This is a genomic window from Roseovarius sp. A-2 (assembly GCF_002072155.1).
In the GTDB taxonomy this organism is placed as follows: Bacteria; Pseudomonadota; Alphaproteobacteria; order Rhodobacterales; family Rhodobacteraceae; genus Roseovarius.
Map to the genome: position 1 here is coordinate 556,048 of NZ_BDIY01000001.1, position 22,580 is coordinate 578,627.

Genomic DNA, 22,580 nt, shown 5'->3' on the forward strand with positions numbered 1-22,580 from the left:
TTGCCTGAGGCCAGACACGATTGTGGACGATCATAACCGTCATATGGAGCGGGTCCAATGGTGAATCCCGACAAGCAGAAACTGGCCGCGGGGCTGTATCTCATTGCCACGCCGATCGGGGCGGCACGTGACATCACGCTGCGCGCGCTCGATCTGCTGGCGGCGGCGGATGTGCTGGTGGCCGAGGACACGCGCAGCCTGCGGCGGTTGATGGATATTCACGGCGTGCGCCTCGGGGATCGACCGCTCTGGCCCTATCACGATCACAATGGCGCGCGCATGCGACCGCGAATCATGGCGGCGCTGGCGGCGGGAAAATCGGTGCTTTACGCGTCCGAGGCGGGCACGCCGATGGTGGCCGATCCAGGGTTCGATCTGGGGCGCGCGGCGGTGGCCGAAGGGTTCGATCTGATCTCCGCGCCGGGCCCGTCGGCGGTGATAACGGCGCTCACCTTGTCGGGATTGCCTACAGATCGGTTCCTCTTTGCGGGGTTCCTGCCCAACACATCGGGCAAGCGCAAGACCGCGCTGGGCGAGGTGGCAGAGGTGCCCGCGACGCTGGTGTTCTACGAATCCCCCAAGCGCGTGGCGGCGATGCTGCGCGACGCGGCGGAGGTGCTGGGCGCGGCCCGGCCGGCGGCACTCTGCCGGGAGATCACCAAGAAATTCGAGGAGGTGCGGCGCGGGACATTGGCAGAACTGGCCGAGGCCTGCGCCGATGCGGCGCCCAAGGGCGAGATCGTTGTCGTGGTGGGGCGTGGGGATTCAGGGAATATTAGTGAAATCGATCTAGACACGGTGTTGCGCGAGGCGTTGCAGGCGGGATCGGTGCGGGATGCCTCCGATCAGGTGGCGGCACGGCTGCGGCTGCCGCGGCGCAAGGTTTATCAGCGGGCACTGGTGCTGGCGGCGGAGCGTGAAGGAGGCGAGAGATGAGGCAGACGAGTTTCGATTTCGAGGCCCCGGTGGTCGTCGCTGAGGTCGCGCCGCGCCGGGAGCGTGGCCTGCGGGCCTACCTGTCGGGCTGTGCGGCGGAGGATGCCGCGCTGCGCGCCTATGAGGCGCGGGGCGCAAAGCTTCTGGAACGGCGCTGGCGGGGGACGGGCGGGGAGATCGACCTGATCCTGCGTGAACCCGACAGTTACGTGTTTTGCGAGGTGAAGAAGGCGGCGACTTTCGATCGGGCGCTGGAGCGGATCCGTCAGGGGCAGGTGCAGCGGATTTTCACGGCGGCGTCGGAATATCTGGGGCACACGCCCGAAGGGCAGCTGGCATTGGTGCGATTTGATCTTGTTCTGGTCAACGCCATCGGCGATCTGCGCCTGATGGAAAACGCCTTCGAACATTTCTGAATTGCACCTCTGCGCGGCATGGCGCATGTAAGTGGCGGATCGCAACAGGGGGTCGCCCATGAAAATCGCCTTTCAGATGGACCCGATCGGGCCGATTGACATCAATGCCGACAGTACGTTCCGGCTGGCCGAAGACGCGCAGGCGCGGGGGCATGAGCTGTTCTATTACCTGCCCGAGCGGCTGGCCTATGACGAGGGGCGGATCACCGCGCGGGGCTGGCCGCTGACGGTGCAGCGGGTGGCGGGGGACCATTTCAGCCTGGGGCAGGAGCAGACTGTCGATCTGGGCGAGTTCGACGTGGTCTGGCTACGGCAGGATCCGCCTTTTGACATGTTCTACATCACCACCACGCATCTGTTGCAGCGGCTGAGCCCCGGCACGCTGGTGGTCAATGATCCGTTCTGGGTGCGAAATTATCCCGAGAAACTGCTGATCCTCGATTTTCCGGACTTGATGCCGCCGACCACCATTGCGCGCGATATAGGGACGATCAAGGATTTCCGCGCGCGTCACGGCGACGTGATCATCAAGCCGCTTTACGGCAATGGTGGAGCAGGGGTGTTTCATCTGCCGCAATCCGACCGCAACCTCGCGAGCCTGCACGAGATGTTCACCGGGTTCAGCCGTGAGCCATTGATCGTGCAGAAATATCTGCCTGCGGTGAGCAAGGGTGACAAGCGGGTGATCCTCGTCGACGGGGAACCGATTGGCGCGATAAACCGGGTGCCCGCGCAGGGCGAGACGCGGTCGAACATGCATGTCGGCGGGCGCGCCGAGAGGGTCGAGATGACTGCGCGCGACCGCGAGATCTGCGACCGGATCGGGCCGCTATTGCGCGACAAGGGTCAGATTTTCGTCGGCATCGACGTGATCGGCGACTACCTGACCGAGATCAACGTAACCTCGCCCACCGGGCTGCAGGAGCTTGAGCGCTTCGACGGCACAAATGGCGCCGGGCTGATCTGGGACGCGATCGAGTCGCGGCGGGCGTGAGCTGGCAACTGGCGCTTCTGAACCGGCATCTGCGCTGGTTTGAGAAGCCGGCACTGGCACGGTTGCCGGTGGAGCGATTGCGGCGGTCGTTCGAGATCAAGTCGAAGATTTACTTTCACGCGCCGCTTGGAAGCGCCTATCGGCGTGACACACTTGCCAGCGTCCCGGTGCAATGGGCGCAGGCACGCGGTGCGGTTGGGGATCCGGTGATCCTTTACCTGCATGGCGGTGCCTATGTCTTCGGCTCTTCCGACACGCATCGCGCGATGCTGGCGAAGCTCTCGGCGCTGACCGGGCTGCGCGCCTGCCTGCCAGACTACCGCCTTGCACCCGACCATGCCTTTCCGGCGCAGATTGAGGATGCGCTGGCCTGTTACCGGGCGCTGAGGGCCGAGCATGAGGTGATTATCGGCGGGGACAGCGCGGGCGGTGCATTGGCGCTCGCGCTCTTGCACGAGATCCTAAAGCAGGAGATTGCGCGGCCGAAGGGTGTTTTCGCCCTGTCGCCGCTGGCGGACATGACATTTTCGGGCGCGTCAATCACCGAGAACGCCGCGCGCGACGTGGTGCTGTCGCCCAGGCGGATCGGCGAGATGCGCGATATGTTCCTGCCGGGGCAGGACCCGGGCGATCCGCGCGCCTCGCCGTTGCGAGGCGATTATGCCGGTGCGCCACCGGTCTGGATGGCGGTCGGCGATACCGAGATCCTGCGCGATGACGCGCTGCGGATGCAGGCGGTGCTGGAGGCGCAGGGGGTGACAAGCGTGCTGCATGTCAAACGCGATTACCCGCATGTCTGGCCGCTGTTTCACAATATCCTGCCCGAGGCCAAGGCGACCTTGCGTGATCTGGCGGGGTGGATCAGCTCTCTTTGAGGGTGCCGATGCGAAAGCTGACGGCCTCGGCGACATGGGGGTGGCGCACCGCATCTTCACCGTCGAGATCGGCGATGGTGCGGGCCACGCGCAGCACCCGGTGATAGCCGCGCGCGGTCAATCCGAAGCGGTCGGCGACGCGCGTGAGCAGCGCGCGGCCCTCTGCATCGGGCGTGGCGATCTCTTCCAGGGCCTCGCCTTCGGCATCGGCATTGAGGCGCATATCGGGCCGGTCGGCGAAGCGGGTCTGTTGCACCGCCCGCGCCGTCGCGACCCGCGCGGCGACCTGAGAAGATGTGTCGCCCGAGGCGGGCAGATCGAGATCGGTGAAGGCGACGGGCGGCACCTCGACCCGCAGGTCGAAACGATCCATCAGCGGGCCGGAAATGCGGCCCATGTAATCCTCGCCGCAGTTAGGTGCGCGCGAGCAGGCGCGGGCCGGGTCGCTGAGATAGCCGCATTTGCACGGGTTGGCGGCAGCCACCAGCATGAAGCGGCAGGGATATTTCACGTGCGCATTGGCGCGGGCGATCATCACCTCGCCGGTCTCGATCGGCTGGCGCAGCGTTTCCAGTACGGTGCGCGGAAACTCGGGAAATTCATCCATGAAGAGCACGCCGTTATGCGCAAGGCTGATCTCGCCCGGGGCGGCACGCCTGCCGCCACCGACGATGGCCGCCATCGAGGCGGTGTGATGCGGTTCGCGGAAGGGGCGGCTGCGATTGATCCCGCCTTCGGACAGGAGCCCGGCGAGCGAATGGATCATCGAGGTTTCCAGCGCCTCTTGGGCGGAGAGCGGCGGCAAAATGCCGGGCAGGCGGGCTGCGAGCATGGATTTGCCCGAGCCGGGCGTACCCACCATCATCAGGTGGTGGCGTCCGGCGGCGGCAACTTCCAATGCGCGTTTGGCGCGTTCCTGGCCTTTGACGTCGCGCAGGTCGCGGCCCTGTGCTGCCTCGACGACCTCGCCCGCCTCGGCCGCTTGCAGGGGGGATTGGCCGGTATAATGTCGCACCACATCCGCGAGGCTGCCTGCGCCGATCACCTGCGCCGCGCCGACCCAGGCGGCCTCGGCACCGCAGGCGCGGGGGCAGAGCAGGATGCGGTTCTCCTCGGCGGCGGCCATGGCGGCGGGCAGCGCGCCGATGACGGGCACGAGCGTGCCGTCGAGTGACAATTCGCCAAGCGCAGTGGTGCCCTCGGCGGCGTCGGAGGGGATGATTTCGAGCGCCGCGAGCAGGGCGAGGGCGATGGGGAGGTCGAAATGGCTGCCCTCCTTGGGCAGGTCGGCGGGGGAGAGATTGACGGTGATGCGCTTGGACGGCAGGGCGATGGCCATGGACGACAGCGCCGTGCGCACCCGGTCGCGGGCCTCTGACACCGCCTTGTCGGGCAGGCCGACGAGTGAGAAGGCAGGCACGCCCGGGGTGATGGCGCATTGCACCTCGACCGTGCGCGCCTCGACCCCCTCAAAGGCTACGGTGTAGGCGCGTGCGACCATGGGGGCCCCTTCCGGTTACATCATGGTTAATGCGTAGCGCGGCAGGCGTTTAGGAAAGGTTAATTGGGGGCTGCACCACCCATGAAAAAGGCCGCCCGGGCATCCCCGCGCGGCCTGTGGAAAATCTTGCTGTCCGATCCGGGATTATTCGGAAAACGTCGCGAGGTAGGCGGCCACGTCTTCCTGACCCTTGCGCAGCTTGAAGGTCATCTTGGAGCGGCTGCCGAGGAAGTCGGTGGGGTCGGTAACGTATTCCGCGAGGCTCTCCTCGGTCCAGACTTCACCCGCCTCGGCCTTGGCTTGAAGCCCGTCGGAATACTTGAAATCCTCGACGCCGCCCATGGTGCGCCCGATCACGCCATAAAGGTTGGGGCCGATCTTGCCGCCCTTGACGATGGTCTCGGAGTCCGAGGCGATCATGTGACACGCCTTGCACTTGTTGAATTCTTTCTCGCCTTTGGCGGCGTCCTGCGCCAGGGCGGGCATGGCGAGCGCCACCAGGGTTGCGGTTGCGGCGATCAGGGTCTTCATGGGCTACCTCACTGTCGATTTGGTTGCAGTCTGGTAGGACAATAGATCGGCTGATCCATGTTGCAAGCTCAACTTTGCCGCAGGGCCGGGCCGGGCATCAGCCCGCGCGTTCAGGGGCCGTGAAGGCCCGGTCGAAGCAGCGCCGCAGCGCCACGTCGAGATCGGCCATCGTCACCGGCAGGCCGAGATCGACAAGGCTCGTGACCCCGTGTTCGGTGATACCGCAGGGCACGATTCCGGTGAAATGCTGAAGATCCGGTTCGACATTGATGGAAATTCCGTGAAAGCTGATCCATTTGCGTAGCCGGATGCCGATGGCCGCGATCTTGTCCTCGGCCGTCTGTCCGCTGGCGGTCAGCGGCTTGTCACCGCGCGCCACCCAGACGCCGACACGGCCATCCCGGATCTCGCCGGTCACGTTGAATTGATCTAGCGTGGCGATCACCCACCCTTCAAGCTGTTGCACGAAGCGGCGCACATCCCGGCCCCGGCGGCCGACATCGAGCATTACATAGACAACGCGCTGACCGGGGCCGTGGTAGGTATATTGCCCGCCGCGCTTGGAGGCATAGACCGGAAAACGGTCGGGATCGGTCAGATCGGCGGGCCTGGCAGAGGTGCCGGCGGTATAGAGTGGGGGGTGTTCGAGCAGCCAGATCGCCTCGGCTGCGTCGCCGGACGCGATTCGCGCGGCACGCGCCTCCATCGCCTCCACCGCCAACGGATAGGGGGTCAAACCGGCGGAGACATGCCATTCCACGCCATTTTGATTGATTTCGATGAGGGTTTCAGGGGTCAAGGCTGGACTCGCTGCGTCGAGACGGGGAAAGTTGTGCTAAAGTCGTGACATAGTGTCTTATTACTGATTACGGGAGAAGAGAGATGGTTTCAAAACGAATTATGATGGCTGCGCTGGCTGCGACGGTGGCCTTGCCGGCCGGGCGCGCAGCAGCGGATTTTGCCGACGGCCTGGTCGGAGGCATTGTTGGCGGTGCGGTAAGCGGGATCATCGTGAACGAAAGCGCCAAGGCGCGCGAACGCAAACGCACACCGACCAGGACCACGACCACGAGACGAACGGTGACCACGCAAGCACCAAGCCTTAACAGTCAATACAGCCGCGCCGAGCGGCGTCAGATCCAGACCGCCCTCAACAGCCGTGGCTACAACGTCGGCGTGGTTGACGGAATCCTCGGCAGAGGCAGCCGTGCTGGCATCCGTGCCTTCCAGGCGTCTCTTGGCGAGCATCAGACGGGCCAATTGACCGCAGCGCAATTCGCAACGCTGACAAGCCCGGCTGCCTTTGGCACAAACCAGGCGGCCTTTGGCACGAACCAGGCCGCCTTTGGCACGAACCAGGCCGCCTTTGGCACCAGCAACCGGCCGCTTCAGGCAAATGAAGTCATGCTGCTACAGCAAAGCCTCTGGCAGATGGGGCTTTTCCAGGGAATGGTCGACGGGGTGTATTCTCCCGCTACACAGGTCGCATCCGGCAACTTCCTGGTGAGACAGAACCGCAGCCCGGCGCAAACCACATATGTGCAAGCGCTTGTATTGGCCGCCACTTCCGCAGGGCAGATGGTGCCGCAATACCTGATCGACGAAGCCAATGCTCAGCAGGCCGCAATGCAGGGCAACAATGCGTTCGGCATTGCCCCGCAAGTGCAGCAGAACAACGGGTTCGGCTCTATGCAGGCCAGCCAGCAACAACCTGCGAACACCCTCTTCGGGTCTTCGGCGCAGCCACAAACACAGCCTGCCGCGCAGGCACAGCCCCTGTTCGGCACCGCGCCACAGCAGGTGGCCCCCCAGGGTCAGGCAACGGGCAGCGAAAGCCTGTTTGGCACTGCGCCGCAGCAACAGCCTGCGCCGCAGCAACAACCGCAGGCGGCTGGAGAACTCGTTCTGGCACCTCAGCCTTCGGGCACACAGGCTGCGACGCAGGGCGCTGTGGTTTCGACGATGGGGACGGGCGCACAGGGCGCCAGCCAGGTGCAGCCCGCGTTCGCGCAGACAGGCCAGTCACTGGACATCTTCTCGGGTACCGACTGAGCCCCGGGCAGGTTTCCGCATCCAGGGGCTTCGACGTTCCCCGCATTATCGGGAAGGATGTCGAAGCCCGCATTTCATGGTGCGAGGATTTACAAGACGCGCTTCGGCGGGTGGTGAATACGCCCTGTCTTTTCACGATTGTCCTGGACCGACATTGGTCGCCTTGACGGGGTATTCAATCCAACTGGGTTTCCGGCTCTTTAGGCTCAGAACGCGCTGCAGCTTCCTTTTCGGCCTCATGGGCCGGGCGGAATGCTCCGTTGAAATGAAAGCTGTCCCGAACGTTCAGCTTCTGCGCGCCCTGACGCTGTTCCAGCACCTGCACCAGTCCTGAGACGGGTGCCTGCTTTTCGGAAATCCGTTCAAAATCGATCGCTCCAAACAGCGTCATGAACACCTCGCCGCCGGCCGCACCAGATCCGCTATGGCTCCCGGCCTTGAAGACTTCGGGCATGGCGAAGCGCATGATGAAAACAGAATTGCCCACCGCCAACGATCCGCGAACCGGTGTCTTTGCCCCCGAGGTGATGCCGGTACCGGCGGTCTGACGCGTCCCTTTCCCGACAGCGCGGAACCCATCCTGAACAAAACTCACATCGAGCGATACGTCCAATCCGGGAATATCGATCGACAGGGGATTGGTGACGTCAAGATAGCTCGGCTGGCTCAATGCGGGATGCGCAAAGCTCTTGACCCGCACCACCGCGTCGCTGGACAGGCCAAAAAGCTGGCCGTCGGTGGGCACGATCTGGATTAGCTGCTTGCCATTGTTCGCCGCCAGAAACTGGTAGCTCACCACGGCATAGAGCTGTCGGCCGAAGCGCTCGAACAGAACGCGTGCGTCTGCATCCGAGAGCTTGAGCGAACCGCCAAAGGGAAAGCCCGGGGTCCAGCGCTCGCCGTTTTCATCCACAACCTGAAAGTCCCAGGCGAATTTTTTTGAATCAACGTTGGTGCCATTCAAGATCGACGACGCACAATTCCTGCTGTAGCTCGATGAGATGCTTCTGCTCAGCCCCTCCCGGAGCCCCACGGCGGATACTCTGTCAAAGGGAAGATCGGTGGTCATGAAGTCATAGCGCCCCGTGTCGATGGTAAATGCGATGTCGAACCGTTGGGGAATCCTCGCCGAGTTGATGATCTGGCGCAGTTGATCTTTCAGGGCAAAGGACTTGGTGAAGAAATCCCGCCGCTCAAACTCGTTTGAAAATGCCTTATTACAGTTGAATTTTTCTGAGCGATTCATCAGAAAGATCAGGAAATTCACATAGAATTCCTGGTCATCCAAGACCGTTGGATTCGAGCGAATGAAGAGATAAAGCGAGCGGTTGTACATATCCCTCATGCTCAGATCGCCTGCGGTTTGCAAAAAGTCGATCTGCGTTGCCTGACCCTGAGAAGAAGACAGTTGTTGGGCCTGGGCTGTGGGAGCCAGGGCCGTCATGCAGACCAGAAGCCCCGTGAAAACCATCAGTCGAGCTGCTGTTAACGCGCGGATTTCGCTCAAAAAATTGATCATTATTACAATCCCTCTCGGCCTTTGGCCGCGTATTTTCCACGGCCCTTACGCAAGCGTGCCATGACCCGGGTCAAGTATGTCAAGAAGCCGGGCAGAAAATCAACTGAGATTGCGCGCCCAAAGTGGAACGGGCAGGCAAATGCTCCGTTGCCTCCATGTGCTTGGCGACCTCATTGCATTCTGAAAACAACCGGTCGCATCGGTCTGATTTCAAAAGCCGCTGACTATCCGAAGAGGCCAAAACTCGGCCTTGCTTCGGCCGCGCGCACGCGGCGTGAGACGGTGCAACATGCCTCGCTCCTAGCGACATTCTCACTCGAGGGACCGGGCGTGAAGAGCATTGAAAAAATTCGTAGGGGCAATGGTTTTGCCCCTTCACAATTCCGATCAGGTTGCTTATACGGCCCGGACCTACCTGATCACGTGCGGTCGTGGCGGAATTGGTAGACGCGCAGCGTTGAGGTCGCTGTGGGGTAACACCCGTGGAAGTTCGAGTCTTCTCGACCGCACCATATTTCTCTTATAATCAACACTTTAGATGGTCATTGTGGCCGATTTTGAGGCCATTTCTCGAATCGTCGCTTTCTGCGCATACCTCCAACTCGACGACAGCCTTGCGCGGTGTTCAGCGCGACCCGTAGACAGCTGCAAACCATTCCCCGACAGTCCTGTCGGCGTTCTCGATGTTGCGGATCGCCAGATAGACCTTCTTGGTCGCGGCCTCCCCCGGTCGGGAACGGTTGACGCGTCTTGATCGATCTGTGGAACGAGGAGGCTCGGGTAGGGCGAAGACGAGGAGAGAGAGTGCTGCGGTGCCGAGCGGCAGGGGGAAAGATCGCACGGGTGTCACGGACGGTCTCGTGAGTTTCGGGGAAGAAGTGGGGGTAGGGCGTAATCACCCAAAGCTGTCAGGCCACTGACCCGAGCAATTTCGGACAGGCGACACTCAGCGCTCTTACACCACGCCGTGGGACACTATCCAACACAGCCTGAAATTATGATTGAAGCAGCCAGCACGATAAGTCATTTATTTCATTCAATGATTTCCTGAAATTTAGGAAATCTTCAGCTTTGCAGCTAATGCGTGTCTAGGCCCGCAGCATCGGTCACATGATAATAGATCAAGATTGGGTGATCTCTTGGCATGGCTTTGATAGGCTTAATCGGACCATTTTTCGCTGTAGTGGTTTTGTAGTAAGATTTTTGCGTTTTAGAATTTCGCAGCAAAATCAAGAACGTACAAGGTAATGTGGCAGCCCGTAGGGGGGCTACCATAATCTTGAAAAATACAATGAAATCAATGTATGAGTGGACCACGAATTCCGCCAAGGCGGTCTATAGAAACCAATGTTTTATGATGGAAGTGGACCACGAAAAATCACGCGCCTTAACGCTTGGTCGATTGTCTTTTGCCACTTCATCGCGTGTCTGGCTTTGGTGATTGGCCAACATTTCAAGAACGGTAGATTATCCCAACGGCGCTGCCAGTGACCTTGACCTCTTTGCCTATGCCAACGACGTCACGTTGGACTTTTCCCGACCGGGAAAAACAACCGAAATTGGGCTCATAGAGTCTTGGAATTCAACGCTCGGGGCTGAATGCGCTCAACGCGCACTGGTTCATGAGCTTTGCGGATACCCGGGGAAAGCTGGAGAATTTTCGCAGGCACCGACGCACACGCATGTCAAAAGCTGCGGGGCTTTCTGCTCCCAAAGCGCTGGCAAGTCGACGGCGGATCGGGATAGCCTGATCGAGTGTGGCGTTCAGTATTTCATTTAAGGCTGACCTGCCGCACCACCAACCTCTATATCCCCGACTAACTGTCTGTCTTTCGGGGGTGACACCGCTGATCAGGAGCCTTCCCCGAGATCTGCCCTGCACTCTTGGTATGTCGCCAGGGCGCTTTTATACCCTTTCGTCGGAAAGAGCCCGACACGTGCAAAGCCCCTGCCAACCAGGAGGTCCAGCTCGTTCTCCTCGGCCAATTGTAAGATCGTCGTGAAGACCGACGTCGACTGCGTGTCCATTGACGGGATCATGTTGCGCTTTCCTTTGAAGCGCACATAGGAGAGCTGGACTCAGGGCGAATCCTCGAGACCAACATTGATGGTTTGACCGGACGATGACTGATCCCAGAACACTTTAGCGGGATACGTAATCGAGAAGGCCTTGCCCCCCTTTTTCAATGTCATGGGCAATAGCATCGCGTGCACCGGTGGAATCTTGATTGCGCAATGCGTCGAGAACCCGCTGATGTGGATGGGGTTCCCAGTTTGCAGGCAAGCCAGAGTCGTACAGGTGGGTCAAAATCGGTCCGCACCTTACCCAAAGGCTCTCGATAATTTCATAGGTCAGAGGGAGTCTGGCCAGTTTGACAAGCTGGAGGTGGAACTGTGTGTTTAGGTCAACCGCTTCCTTATAGTCCCTGTTCTTTTGGGTCTCCATAAGTTGTGCATGAAGGTCTGCCAGCGACTTAATTTCGTCGGCGCTTGCAACTTGCGCCGCCTGGGCAGCACAGCGGCCCTCAAGATCCACCCGGATGTTCCGGATTTCCAACAATTGATCTTTCGTCAAATGTGGAACTGTGACGGTTCCACGGCCGCTGAGGGTCAAGGCGCGTTCCACGACAAGGCGGGTTAGAGCTTCGCGCATAGGGGTTGGGCTGATGCCGAATCGCGCCGATGTCGGTCGAAGCGGAAGCTGGTTGCCGGGTTCCAAGTGGCCCCTCATCAAGGCGTTCCGTAAGGCACTATATGCCCTGTCACTTAGGTTTTCCTTGACGATCGGTTGCGCCCAACTTTCTGATTTCATTTTATTTTTAGAGCTGATCTCCACGACTTGCACCTTTTTCTACTAACCCGTTGCCACTTCTGTAATAACATATTACGTTATTTGTTATAACGCGCCAAGGCGATATGATGTTGGGAGGCATCATACTTGAATTGCCCGCGTTCGGAGGGGATAGATGATCGCAGTCAGAAAACTTAGTGCGCGTCCAGGGATCGACGTTTGCAACGTTCCCGATCCGCAGGGTCGGCCGGGTCGCGGTATGCTTAGGGTGCGGGTCGAAGCGGCGGGAATCTGCGGAAGCGATTTGCATACCTATAAGTGGTCTTCTGGTTACGAGTTCATGGAAGAACGTCTGCCAATCACGTTGGGGCACGAATTTTCCGGTACTGTACATACAGTCGGCTCGGGAGTGAATGACTTCGCCGATGGCCACCGGGTGGTTTGTTGGCCCGTCATACCCTGCGGGAAATGCGAAGGCTGCGAGCGCGGCTACCCTGAACAGTGTCGTGACCGTTCTATCGTAGGGCTGCACCGGGATGGGGGGTTCGCCGAATGGGTGGATGTTCCCGCGGAAAGCTGCCTCATCGTGCCGAATAGTCTGACACCGGATATTGCTGCCCTTGCCGAGCCGCTGGCCGTGTCTGTCAATAGCGTTGATTTGTCCGAGGCCGGCCCTGGGGACACCGTTGTGGTTCTGGGGCCTGGGCCGATCGGCCTTTGTGCCGCGTGGGTTGCACAGCATCGCGGCGCACAGGTCCTTCTGGCCGGCCTGAACGATGATGCGCGTCTGAAGACGGCGCAGGATATGGGATTAGAGCATGTCGTAGATTTAGCACGTGCCAATCTCGCTTCTGAGACGCGACAGGTTTTTGGGCGTGATGCTGACATTGTGATCGAGGCGACGGGCCATCCCGATTCCGTTTCGCAAGGGCTACGCCTTTTGCGGCCGTGTGGCGTGTTTGTGGCGGCCGGCATACATGGGCGGCCCTATGAAATCGACCTGACCCGCTTTGTTCGTGAGAAAAAACAGATCCGGGGTGCGCATGATACGACACGCGCCGCGTTCGCGGAGGCAGTTATGCTTCTGTCGGACCACGGGGGTGTTCTGTCGCAGTTAATCACTCATCAGTTGCCATTCAGTCGCGGCTCAGAAGGGTTCGAAATCGCCAATGGAGGTGCGGCGGTCAAGGTCATGTTGGTGCCGGACCATGCCGAGAAGGAGGGCAGTCAATGACGCAAACAACACGTGCCGTTATCGCGAAGGGGGCCGGCGGCCCGGAAGTTCTTGAAGTGACCGAAGCGCCTTTGGCGCAACCCGGTCCGCGCGAGCTTTTGGTGCGCGTTAGGGCGGCTGGGGTAAATCGCCCTGATGTTATGCAGCGCCAGGGGAATTATCCACCGCCGCCGGGAGCCTCCGAAGTGCTTGGGTTGGAGCTGGCGGGGGAGGTCGAGGCCGTCGGGTTAGAAGTGCAGCATTTTGCCGTTGGGAGCCGAGTCATGGGGCTGGTCGCGTCGGGTGCTTATGCGGACCGGGCCATATTGCCAGAGCAGACCGCAATCGCCGTGCCCGATGATTTGTCGATGGTCGAAGCAGGCGCTGTGCCCGAAACATTCTTTACTGTCTGGAGCAACGTCTTTGAACGGGCCAAGTTGCAATCCGGCGAGACAATTTTGATTCACGGCGGAACCTCCGGGATCGGGACGACTGCGACAATGCTGGCTAAGACCATTGGCGCCAATGTCATCGTGACCGCGGGATCGGACGAGAAATGCAAAGCTTGCCTTAAGCTCGGCGCTGATCACGCGATCAATTACAAGTCGGACGATTTCGTCACGGCGGCCCGTGACCTGACCGGGGGCCGGGGGCCTGATGTAGTACTCGACATGGTCGGCGCGGATTACTTTCAACGCAATCTCGAGGTCGTGGCTGAAGATGGACGGATATCGCAAATTGCCTTTCAGACAGGAAGCCGGACAGACCTCGATCTTGGGCCGCTTCTGTTCAAGCGGTTAACCATGACTGGATCAACCCTGCGAGCGCGTCCCATCGAGATGAAGGAACGGCTGGCGCAGGCGGTGGAAAAGCACGTCGGGCCGCTGCTGGCATCGGGAGCAGTGCGCCCGCTGATCGACAGCACATTTGCACTGGAAGATGTGGCCAAGGCACATGCGCGGATGGATAGCAGTCAGCACATCGGCAAGATTGTCCTGACGACCGATTAAACGAACATAAGGAAATTGAGCATGACAGTGTACAGCAAAGGTTTGGCGAGGGGTAATCAGTCCGGAGGTCAGATCATGGCGGCGGCGCTGTCGCGCCACGGTGTGACAGAGATCTTCGGGCAATCGCTCCCGTCCGCATTGATCCTCGCAGCGCCGCACCATGGTATTCGGCAGGTTGGTTACCGTACCGAGAACGGCGGCGCGGCAATGGCCGATGCCTATGCCCGCATTTCCGGGAAGGTGGCGGTGGTGACGGCGCAAAATGGTCCGGCGGCGACGTTGCTGGTTCCGGGCCTTGCCGAAGCGCATAAAGCGTCGATACCAGTGGTCGCCATCGTGCAGGAAGTTCATCGCGATTTTACCGACAAAAATGCCTTTCAAGAGTTGGATCATGTCGCGCTGTTTTCCGGTGTCGCCAAATGGATTCGACGAGTACCGGATGCATCGCGCATCGACGATTATGTCGACATGGCGTTTACCAATGCGGCGACGGGCCGTTCCGGGCCCGCGGTTCTTCTGGTCCCTGTCGATGTACTGGACGAAGCGCCGGAATTTGGCCATGACGCGCCACGCCGCGCCGCGAACCTGGGGGAATACCCGCTGGACAGGACTTGTGCTGATCCGGCTCGTGTCACGGCGGCGGCGGACCTACTGGCCGGTGCGAAGGCGCCGCTTGTGATTGCCGGTGGGGGCATCCATTCCTCGCGTGCCTATAATGCGCTTGGGCGATTGCAGTCACTTGGGATTCCGGTGGCGACCACACTCATGGGGAAAGGGGCGGTGGCGGAAACCGATCCGCTTTCAGTGGGTGTAGTCGGATATTTCATGGCCCCCGGCAGCCGAACCTCGCATCTGCGCGATCTTGTGACCGAGGCTGATGTCGTTCTGTTGATCGGTAATAGGACCAATCAGAACGGCACCGACAGTTGGTCACTCTACCCCGAGAACGCCACATATATCCATCTTGACGTCGACGGTACCGAAGTGGGCAGAAACTATGAGGCCGCAGTGCGTCTTGTCGGGGATGCGCGCTTATCGCTTGATGCGCTGGCCGATGCGCTTGATACGCGGGACACCACCGCGCTTGATGCGCGACGTTCGGATCTCGAAACCCGGATTGCTGAGGGGCATGAGGCAGCACAGAAGGAACTTCTGGAAATCATCAATATGGATCAGGCCCCCGTGCGCCCCGAGCGCATGATGGCCGAAATTGACAAGCAGCTTAGCGATGACACTATCGTCGTGGCCGACGCGAGCTATTCGTCGATCTGGATTGCCAATGGCTTGACAGCCCGCAAGTCGGGGCAGCGTTTTCTGGCGCCCCGTGGCTTGGCTGGACTGGGTTGGGGATTGCCCTTTGCAATTGGCGCGAAAACCGCACAGCCCGATGCCCCGGTGATTTGTGTAACCGGCGATGGCGGTTTCGCCCATGTCTGGTCAGAACTGGAAACCGCCCGCCGGATGAAACTGCCGATAGTGGTTGTTGTGCTGAACAACCAGATCCTCGGATACCAGAAGCACGCCGAGCTGAGCCTGTTCGGCGACCATACGGATGTCTGCCATTTCGAAGCCGTAGATCATGCCGCCATTGCCCATGCCTGCGGTTGTTCGGGGGTTCGAGTGGAAATGGCCGAGGAGTTTGGGCCGGCGCTGTCCGAAGCGTTGAAGGCCGATGGTGTGACCGTGATTGATGTCGTTACCGATGAGAGGGCACATCCTCCCGTCACGGTGTTCCACGGGAAAGCCGCCCTCGATTACTAAGACCAACTTTTTGCGATGAACCAGAGGAGGAGATACTATGTCACGCAAAGGATTCCTGACCAGCACTGCGATTGCGCTGTCGCTCATGACCGGGCAGGCTATGGCCGAGATAAAGTTCGGGGCGCTCTATCCGTTCAGTGGGCAGCTCGCCCTATTGGGCGAAGAAAGCGCGCGGGGGCTTGAAATCGCTGTTGATGAAGTAAATGCCAATGGAGGCGTGCAGGGCGAACAGATCGTTCTGGAACGTGGCGATGCTGTCGATAACAACCAGGCCATCGGGGAAGCCCGCCGGTTGATTTCGCTTGCTGGCGTCAAAGCGATCTTCGGCACTTACTCGTCGTCGCGTTCGATCGCGGCCAGCCAGGTGGCCGAATTGTCCGGCATTCCCTATTTTGAACTTGGTGCAGTTGCTGATGATGTGACGGGGCGGGGTCTTCAGTACCTGTTTCGGACCAACCCGACTGCCGAGGACATGGGCGAACTCATCGTGCAAATGGTGGTCGAAAAGGTTGCACCGAGCCTTGGAAAGGAACCTGGTGATCTGAAAATCGGGATCATCCATGAGGATTCGGCCTATGGGACCTCGGTCGCAGGGCACCAGGAGCGCTATGGTGAAGAAGCGGGCCTAAACATCGTCACGACACAGGGCTACCCGGCTTCGACGGTCGACATGTCTTCCATCGTGCTCAGTCTCAAGCAGCGTGAAGTCGATGTCGTATTCCAGACCTCGTATCAGAATGATTCGGTGCTATTTCTGCAACAGGCCAACGAAGCAGGGTTCGAGCCCGCCGCGATCATCGGCGGCGGTGGCGGTTACTCGATGCTGCCAACTGCCGAGGCCGTAGGGAACGACGTGATCGAGGGCGTTTTGGATGCAGATTTCACGCAATACGCCGTGAATACCGACTTTACGCCCGGCCTTGAGGCGTTCGTCGAAACTTACAAGGAAAAATACGGCGAGACCCCCCGATCGGGGCACTCCCTGAACAACTATGTTGGTGCATTGGCAATTCTTGAAGCCCTCGACGGCGCAGAGGACCTCGAGCCCGATACCATTGTTGAGGCTATGGCGGGTATTGATGTTCAGGAAGGCGATACCGCGGCTGGATATGGCATCAAGTTCGGTGTGAACAACCAGAACGAACGCGCCTCCATGATGGGGATGCAATGGCAAGATGGCCAGTTAGTCACGGTCTATCCCGATGCGGGTGCCGTGACCGAGATGAAACTCGGTAACTGACTACCCTGTCAGAAGTGGCTGGCAGTCTTGCCGGCCACTTTCATGGGCCACGCTCAATAGGAGGGCGCGTGTTGGAAACTTTTCTTCAGGTTGTTGTCAACGGTCTGATGCTGGGTGGTCTGTTTGCGATCATCAGCATTGGCCTGACAACGATCTTCGGTATTATCAAGGTCGTGAACTTCGCCCATGGCGAATTTCTGATGGCGGGTATGTTCCTTACATGGTTATTCACCACGAAACTGGGACTTCACCCCTATGCGGCAGTCGTCGTTGTTGCACCTGTACTTTTTGTTTTAGGCGGGCTGACGCAGAAATTGCTGATCCAGCCGCTGATGAATGCACGTGACGAACACATCCAGATATTCGCCACGGTCGGGCTTTCAACCGCCATGATCAACCTTGCACTTCTAATCTACGGAGCCGACATCGCGAATACGCCTGCCTACGGGCTGCGTACACCGTTGGAATTTGGGCCGATACGGGTTTTGGAGGGACAGTTGTTCATTCTCGGAGCGGCGATCCTGCTCGTTATCGGAATGGAACTTTTCCTGCGCCGCAGTCGCACCGGCCTTGCTATTCGTGCCGTAGCACAAAACCGGACCGCCGCCCAATTGATGGGTATTAACGTCAACTGGATCTACGTGCTCAGCTTCGGATTGGGGGCTGCCTGCGTCGGTATAGCCTCTGTTCTGGTGGCACCGCTCTACCCGACTTCAAGCAACATCGGCACCTATTTCGTCCTGATCGCGTTTGTCGTCGTCATCCTCGGCGGGTGGGGATCGATCCCTGGCGCCTTCGTCGGTGCAATGGTGATCGGGCTAATTGACTCGTTGTCCGGTTTCTACATCGGGGCCGACCTGCGCGAGGCAGTCGTCTTCGGGGTGTTTCTCGTCATCTTGATCTTGCGGCCATCCGGCCTTTTCGGAACGAAGCAAAAACTTTCACATATTAGTTGAGGAGAGGGCCATGAAACAAATTTTATCCCTTGGCTCGTCCCGTATAGCCTCTTGGGCGGCGCCCGCGTTACTTGCTACCCTGGCGGCACTGTTTATCACCCCTGTCGTGATCGGAGATGCATTCGTCTATCACGTCTTTGTCACGATCTGCATCTTTGCCGCTCTGTCTACTGCGTGGAATATCGTCGGCGGGTTTGCCGGGCAACTCTCGCTGGGGCATGCAATCTTCTACGGGATCGGTGCCTATGCCGGTGTAATTCTGATGAACCTGGGCATCAGCCCTTGGCTGGGCATGTTCGTTGGGGCGGCCTTCGCGGCGCTGGCGGCGGTTGTGATCAGCTATCCCTGCTTCCGCTTGCACGGTCCTTTCTTTGCACTGGCCACTATCGCGTTTCTGGAAGTGTTCCGCGTACTTGCACTTCACTTCCGTGACCTGACAGGCGGTGCCACCGGCCTAATGATCCCGATTAAAATGGGGTGGCAATGGATGGTTTTCCGCGAACGCCTGCCGTCGCTGATCATTGCCTTTGGCATGCTGCTGTTCTGTCTGGCCGTGGCGCAATGGATACGTAGTGGCAAGCTGGGGTATTATCTCGTGGCAACACGCGAGCGCGAGTCCGCTGCCAAAGCCGCAGGTGTGCGGACTGTGCAGGTGCGTCTGATCGCAGTAGCAATTTCGGCGGCACTGGCCTCTATGGTCGGCACGTTCCACGCGATGTATCTGACCTTTATCGAACCCTCAGCGATGTTCTCGCTTTCGTTCTCGATCCAGATCGCCATGTTTGCATTGATTGGGGGTATCGGCACGGTCTATGGCCCTCTTCTGGGGGCCTTGCTTCTGGTGCCACTCACCGAACTGGCCCGAGGCTGGCTGGGAGCCGAAGCTCTTGGTTTGCATGGGTTCGTCTATGGTGTGTTGCTCGTGCTGGCCGTCCTGTTCATGCCCAATGGTATCATGGGCGTACTTCACCGCTATCTGCAAAAAAGCGAAGAGGAGGAAGAACCCCGCCAAACACAGGCGGCTCCGGTGGCTGCCGTGCCTCGCGCCGAGGCCGAGCACGAGGCGGGCCCTGAGATACTCCGGGCGGAAAACCTCGACAAGCATTTCGGCGGTCTTCATGTGACCAAGGATGTCAGCTTCAGTCTGCGTGAAGGCGAAATCCTTGGAATGATCGGCCCCAACGGAGCGGGTAAGACGACACTCTTTAATATGCTATCCGGCTTCTTGCAGCCTGATAGTGGTAAAGTGACAGTGTCGGACAGTGCCGGTAACTTTAGCGCACCGATTAGCCCGGCAGATTTTGCTTCGATCGGCGTGGGCCGTACCTTCCAGATCGTTCAGCCCTTCGCAGCCATGACCGTCGAGGAAAACATCATGGTTGGCGCCTTCCATCGCCACCCCGATGTGAACGATGCCCGCGAGGCAGCCCGCGAAACCGCCCACCGTATGGGCCTTGGTCCATGGCTTAATGCCGAAGCGAACGGGTTGACCATCGGTGGCCTCAAACGCTTGGAGGTAGCCCGCGTTATGGCGATGCAGCCGCGTATCCTGCTGCTGGACGAGGTGATGGCAGGGATCAACCAGACCGATGTGCGCCGTGCTATCGACCTCATGTTGTCGATCCGCGATACCGGCGTAAGCATCATCGCCATTGAACACGTCATGCAGGCGGTCATGTCGCTGTCGGATCGCGTGATCGTTCTCAACTCAGGTGAGATCGTCGCCGAAGGCGACCCGCAAGAGGTTGTGCGCGATCCACATGTTATTGAAGCTTATCTCGGAAAGGGGTTTGCTGATGCTAACTCTTGAAAATATTCACGCAGGCTATGGCGCAACGACAATCCTTCACGATGTATCGCTGGATGTCCAAGCCGGTGAGGTCGTGACAATTGTTGGTGCAAACGGCGCTGGCAAGACGACGACGCTTCGTGCCATTGCCGGACAAATCAGGCCGACCTCGGGGCACATATACTTTGAGGGCCGCGACATCACCAAGCTTGCGGCGCATGACGTGGTGGATCTTGGTATCACCATGATCCCCGAAGGCAGGCAACTTTTTCCAGATATGACTGTACGGGATAACTTGATGCTGGGGGCATTCCGCAGTGGAGCGCGCAGTGTGCAGAACGAGACTCTGGACTACGTGCTCGACCTGTTTCCACGGGTCAGCGAGCGGATGGATCAGATGGCATCGTCACTTTCCGGGGGGGAACAACAGATGGTCGCCATCGCGCGTGGCATGATGGCTAAACCGAGGCTCTTAATGTTCGATGAACCTTCGCTCGGGCTTGCGCCGATAATCGTCGAACAGGTGTTCGAGGTGGTCAAGAAGGTCGCGGCAAGCGGGGCGACGGTTCTGATCGTCGAGCAGAACGTCTTCACCACACTCCAATCCGCGGACCGGGGATATGTCCTGGAGAACGGAGAAATTGCGCTGTCGGACACGGCGGAGGCTCTGCTTTCGAACGACCACGTTCGCCGCGCCTATTTGGGAATATGATCCATGGTAGTACGTGAGCAAAACCAACTCGAATTCATCCGGCGGGACAGCCATGCAGGGCGCAGGGTCCTGGTAACCGGAGCGGCCAAAGGGATTGGTCGCGCCATTGCCGAGAGCTTCGCTCTGCGCGGGGCAACCGTGGGCGTAGCAGACCTGGATGATGCGGCGATTGCCGAAACCGTTGATGCCATCACGGCCACAGGGCGTGGCAAAGCCATCCCGATGAGAGTGGACGTTGCCGACTACGCCGCGCTTGAAAATGCGCTGGCCACGGCCGCCGATGCGATGGGGGGGGCGTTCGATACGGTCATCAATAATGCAGGAATATCGCCCAAGCATGACGGAATCGCACACAAGGTTTGGGAAATGGACCCGGCTGAATGGGGCCGGGTTGTCGATGTCAATCTGACTGGCACTTTCAACACCATCCGGGCATTGACCCCTGCCATGTACGAAGCCGGGCGCGGTTGGATCGTCAATACCTCCTCGGTGGCGGGAAAAACCTATTTCCCGATTGTCGCGTGCCATTATGCGGCGACCAAATCGGCAATAATTGGCTTTACCAAACATCTCGCTGGTGAGCTCGGGCCGCACGGTATTCGGGTCAACGCCATGGCGCCGGGTCGTATCGAAACGCCGATGGTCAGGGGGGTTATGCCTGAGGTGAACGAGGAACAGGTGCGCCTAACCCCAATGTCTCGGCTTGGACAGCCCTATGAAGTGGCTGATGTGGCGCTATGGCTGACATCCCCGGAATCCGGGTTCGTGACCGGCCAGACGATTGATGTCGCTGGCGGCTTGGCAATGACCTGACAGCGCGAAACTGGAGACAAGGACATGGTTTACAAGAATTTTATCGCTGGTAGCTGGTCCGATGGAAACGACGTCGCACCAAATATAAATCCTTCAGATACCAATGACGTGATTGCAGAGTTTGCACGCGGTTCTGCTGAGGATGTGGATCGGGCGGTCGAGGCGGCCCGCACAGCGTTTGCCTCATGGTCGCGAAGCACGCCGCAACTACGGCATGACATTTTGAAACGCGCATCCGATGAGGTGATCGCAAGGGCCGATGAACTGGGGCGTATCCTGTCGCGGGAGGAGGGCAAGACGCTGGCCGAAGGAATCGGTGAAGTCACTCGTGCCGGTCAGGTGCTCGGCTTTTTCGCCGGTGAATGCCTCCGTACGGGGGGCGAAAGCGTACAATCAGTGCGCCCCGGCGTCGGGGTCGAGGTCACCCGTGAAGGGCTGGGCGTGGTCGGGCTGATCACGCCGTGGAACTTTCCTATTGCCATTCCAGCATGGAAAATCGCACCGGCCCTCGCATGGGGAAACTGCATTGTTTTCAAACCCGCCGATCTTGTGCCGCATAGCGCCTGGATGCTAACCGAAATCCTTGTGCGGGCCGGGCTGCCGGAGGGCGTATTGAACCTTGTGATGGGGCGCGGATCGGTCGTGGGGGAGCGGATGGTGAACCATCCGGGCATCGACGCGGTGTCCTTCACTGGATCGGTCGGCACCGGCCGCCGGATTGCTGCGGGATGCGTCGCCTCGCAGCCGATGAAGAAAATCCAGATGGAAATGGGTGGAAAAAACCCATTCGTGGTTCTCGATGATGCCGATCTTGACGTGGCGGTAGAGGCCTCATTGAATGGGGCGTTTTACTCGACAGGTCAGCGTTGTACCGCATCATCGCGCCTCATCGTAACAGAAGGAATCCATGACCGTTTTGTCGAGACCTTGTGCCAACGGATGACTGCGCTGCGGGTCGGTAACGCCTTGGACGAGGCAACACAGATTGGCCCTGTCGTTGATCAGTCGCAACTGGACACCGACCTTGAATATCTGGAGCGTGGCCAATCCGACGGCGCGCATCTTTTGGCTGGAGGCGGTCAGCCAAGAGCGAACACTCCAGGATATTACTTTGCTCCAGCGCTGTTTACCGAAGTGCAAAACGACATGGCGATCGCACGCGAAGAAATATTCGGCCCCATTGCGTCGGTGATCCGCGTTCGCGATTACGACGAGGCGCTGGCGGTGACCAATGATACCGATTTCGGCCTGTCTGCGGGCATCGCGACGACAAGCTTGAAACATGCCGCCGACTTCCGCCGCAATGCAGAGGCTGGGATGGTTATGGTCAACCTGCCTACGGCAGGTGTCGATTACCATGTTCCCTTCGGAGGGCGGAAAGGTTCCAGCTACGGACCCAGAGAACAGGGCGCTTACGCGCGCGAATTCTACACCACGGTTAAGACCGGCTACATAGCGCATTGAGTTTAAG

19 protein-coding genes and 1 tRNA gene are annotated in these 22,580 nt (G+C 59.5%); 15 read left to right on the top strand and 5 right to left on the bottom strand.

Translation table 11 applies throughout. The annotated features are described in order from the left end of the window. Positions 1 to 57 precede the first annotated feature (57 nt). From rsmI to BHD06_RS02750, 4 genes are read left to right on the top strand one after another with little or no spacing between them, the layout of a single operon-like run. Positions 58 to 936, top strand: coding sequence for a 16S rRNA (cytidine(1402)-2'-O)-methyltransferase (rsmI, locus tag BHD06_RS02735; protein ID WP_080455418.1), 879 nt, complete (start codon positions 58 to 60; stop codon positions 934 to 936). After that, positions 933 to 1,352, top strand: coding sequence for a YraN family protein (locus tag BHD06_RS02740; RefSeq protein WP_080455419.1), 420 nt, complete (start codon positions 933 to 935; stop codon positions 1,350 to 1,352). The genes rsmI and BHD06_RS02740 overlap by 4 nt, the downstream gene beginning before the upstream one ends. Before the next feature lie 58 nt (positions 1,353 to 1,410). Continuing rightward, positions 1,411 to 2,346: a glutathione synthase gene (gshB, locus tag BHD06_RS02745; protein WP_080455420.1), complete on the top strand. Its 936-nt coding sequence runs from the start codon at positions 1,411 to 1,413 to the stop codon at positions 2,344 to 2,346. Next, on the top strand, positions 2,343 to 3,221 hold the full coding sequence (locus tag BHD06_RS02750) for an alpha/beta hydrolase (protein WP_080455421.1): 879 nt from the start codon (positions 2,343 to 2,345) through the stop codon (positions 3,219 to 3,221). The genes gshB and BHD06_RS02750 overlap by 4 nt, the downstream gene beginning before the upstream one ends. Here BHD06_RS02750 and BHD06_RS02755 read toward each other — a convergent pair. From BHD06_RS02755 to lipB, 3 genes are all read right to left on the bottom strand, one after another. Then, positions 3,208 to 4,722, bottom strand: a complete 1,515-nt coding sequence (locus tag BHD06_RS02755) for a YifB family Mg chelatase-like AAA ATPase (protein WP_080455422.1) — start codon at positions 4,720 to 4,722, stop codon at positions 3,208 to 3,210. The genes BHD06_RS02750 and BHD06_RS02755 overlap by 14 nt on opposite strands. A gap of 144 nt (positions 4,723 to 4,866) precedes the next feature. Beyond that, positions 4,867 to 5,253 (bottom strand): cytochrome c family protein, encoded by a 387-nt coding sequence (locus BHD06_RS02760; protein WP_080455423.1) that lies wholly within the window; start codon positions 5,251 to 5,253, stop codon positions 4,867 to 4,869. Between the two features lie 97 nt (positions 5,254 to 5,350). Continuing rightward, positions 5,351 to 6,052, bottom strand: a complete 702-nt coding sequence (lipB, locus tag BHD06_RS02765; RefSeq protein ID WP_080455424.1) for a lipoyl(octanoyl) transferase LipB — start codon at positions 6,050 to 6,052, stop codon at positions 5,351 to 5,353. 83 nt (positions 6,053 to 6,135) lie between these two features. Here lipB and BHD06_RS02770 point away from each other — a divergent pair, with 83 nt between their 5' ends. Then, the gene (locus BHD06_RS02770; RefSeq protein WP_139784614.1) at positions 6,136 to 7,305 is read left to right on the top strand and encodes a peptidoglycan-binding protein; all 1,170 of its coding nucleotides are present in this window, start codon (positions 6,136 to 6,138) and stop codon (positions 7,303 to 7,305) included. A gap of 175 nt (positions 7,306 to 7,480) precedes the next feature. Here BHD06_RS02770 and BHD06_RS02775 read toward each other — a convergent pair whose 3' ends face one another. Continuing rightward, positions 7,481 to 8,824 carry a hypothetical protein gene (locus BHD06_RS02775; RefSeq protein WP_080455425.1) on the bottom strand — a complete coding sequence of 448 codons (1,344 nt, stop codon included), beginning with the start codon at positions 8,822 to 8,824 and terminating at the stop codon, positions 7,481 to 7,483. Between the two features lie 425 nt (positions 8,825 to 9,249). On the opposite strand from BHD06_RS02775, the gene BHD06_RS02780 reads away from it, so the two are divergent. Then, positions 9,250 to 9,336 (top strand) — tRNA-Leu (locus BHD06_RS02780). Positions 9,337 to 10,967: 1,631 nt separating this feature from the next. On the opposite strand, the gene BHD06_RS02790 is transcribed toward BHD06_RS02780, so the two are convergent. Beyond that, entirely contained in the window at positions 10,968 to 11,660 is a 693-nt protein-coding gene (locus BHD06_RS02790) for a GntR family transcriptional regulator (protein WP_254892283.1), read from the bottom strand. 130 nt (positions 11,661 to 11,790) lie between these two features. Between BHD06_RS02790 and BHD06_RS02795 the strand changes: the two genes are divergently transcribed. The 9 genes from BHD06_RS02795 (at position 11,791) to BHD06_RS02835 (ending at position 22,573) form a co-directional block, all read left to right on the top strand. Beyond that, the gene (locus BHD06_RS02795) at positions 11,791 to 12,849 is read left to right on the top strand and encodes a zinc-binding dehydrogenase (RefSeq protein WP_080455428.1); all 1,059 of its coding nucleotides are present in this window, start codon (positions 11,791 to 11,793) and stop codon (positions 12,847 to 12,849) included. After that, positions 12,846 to 13,838, top strand: coding sequence for an NAD(P)H-quinone oxidoreductase (locus BHD06_RS02800; RefSeq protein WP_080455429.1), 993 nt, complete (start codon positions 12,846 to 12,848; stop codon positions 13,836 to 13,838). The genes BHD06_RS02795 and BHD06_RS02800 overlap by 4 nt, the downstream gene beginning before the upstream one ends. Positions 13,839 to 13,859: 21 nt before the next feature. Further along, positions 13,860 to 15,599 (top strand): acetolactate synthase catalytic subunit, encoded by a 1,740-nt coding sequence (locus tag BHD06_RS02805; protein WP_080455430.1) that lies wholly within the window; start codon positions 13,860 to 13,862, stop codon positions 15,597 to 15,599. A 37-nt stretch (positions 15,600 to 15,636) separates the two neighbouring features. Beyond that, a complete protein-coding gene (locus tag BHD06_RS02810; protein WP_080455431.1) occupies positions 15,637 to 16,839 on the top strand; it encodes an ABC transporter substrate-binding protein in 1,203 nt (400 codons plus the stop codon). Between the two features lie 71 nt (positions 16,840 to 16,910). After that, on the top strand, positions 16,911 to 17,795 hold the full coding sequence (locus BHD06_RS02815) for a branched-chain amino acid ABC transporter permease (protein ID WP_080455576.1): 885 nt from the start codon (positions 16,911 to 16,913) through the stop codon (positions 17,793 to 17,795). Between the two features lie 10 nt (positions 17,796 to 17,805). Beyond that, a complete protein-coding gene (locus tag BHD06_RS02820) occupies positions 17,806 to 19,605 on the top strand; it encodes a branched-chain amino acid ABC transporter ATP-binding protein/permease (RefSeq protein ID WP_080455432.1) in 1,800 nt (599 codons plus the stop codon). After that, entirely contained in the window at positions 19,592 to 20,296 is a 705-nt protein-coding gene (locus BHD06_RS02825) for an ABC transporter ATP-binding protein (protein WP_080455433.1), read from the top strand. The genes BHD06_RS02820 and BHD06_RS02825 overlap by 14 nt, the downstream gene beginning before the upstream one ends. Positions 20,297 to 20,299: 3 nt before the next feature. Next, entirely contained in the window at positions 20,300 to 21,109 is an 810-nt protein-coding gene (gene fabG, locus BHD06_RS02830) for a 3-oxoacyl-ACP reductase FabG (protein WP_080455434.1), read from the top strand. 24 nt (positions 21,110 to 21,133) lie between these two features. Next, positions 21,134 to 22,573 (top strand): aldehyde dehydrogenase family protein, encoded by a 1,440-nt coding sequence (locus BHD06_RS02835; protein ID WP_080455435.1) that lies wholly within the window; start codon positions 21,134 to 21,136, stop codon positions 22,571 to 22,573. Positions 22,574 to 22,580 lie beyond the last annotated feature (7 nt).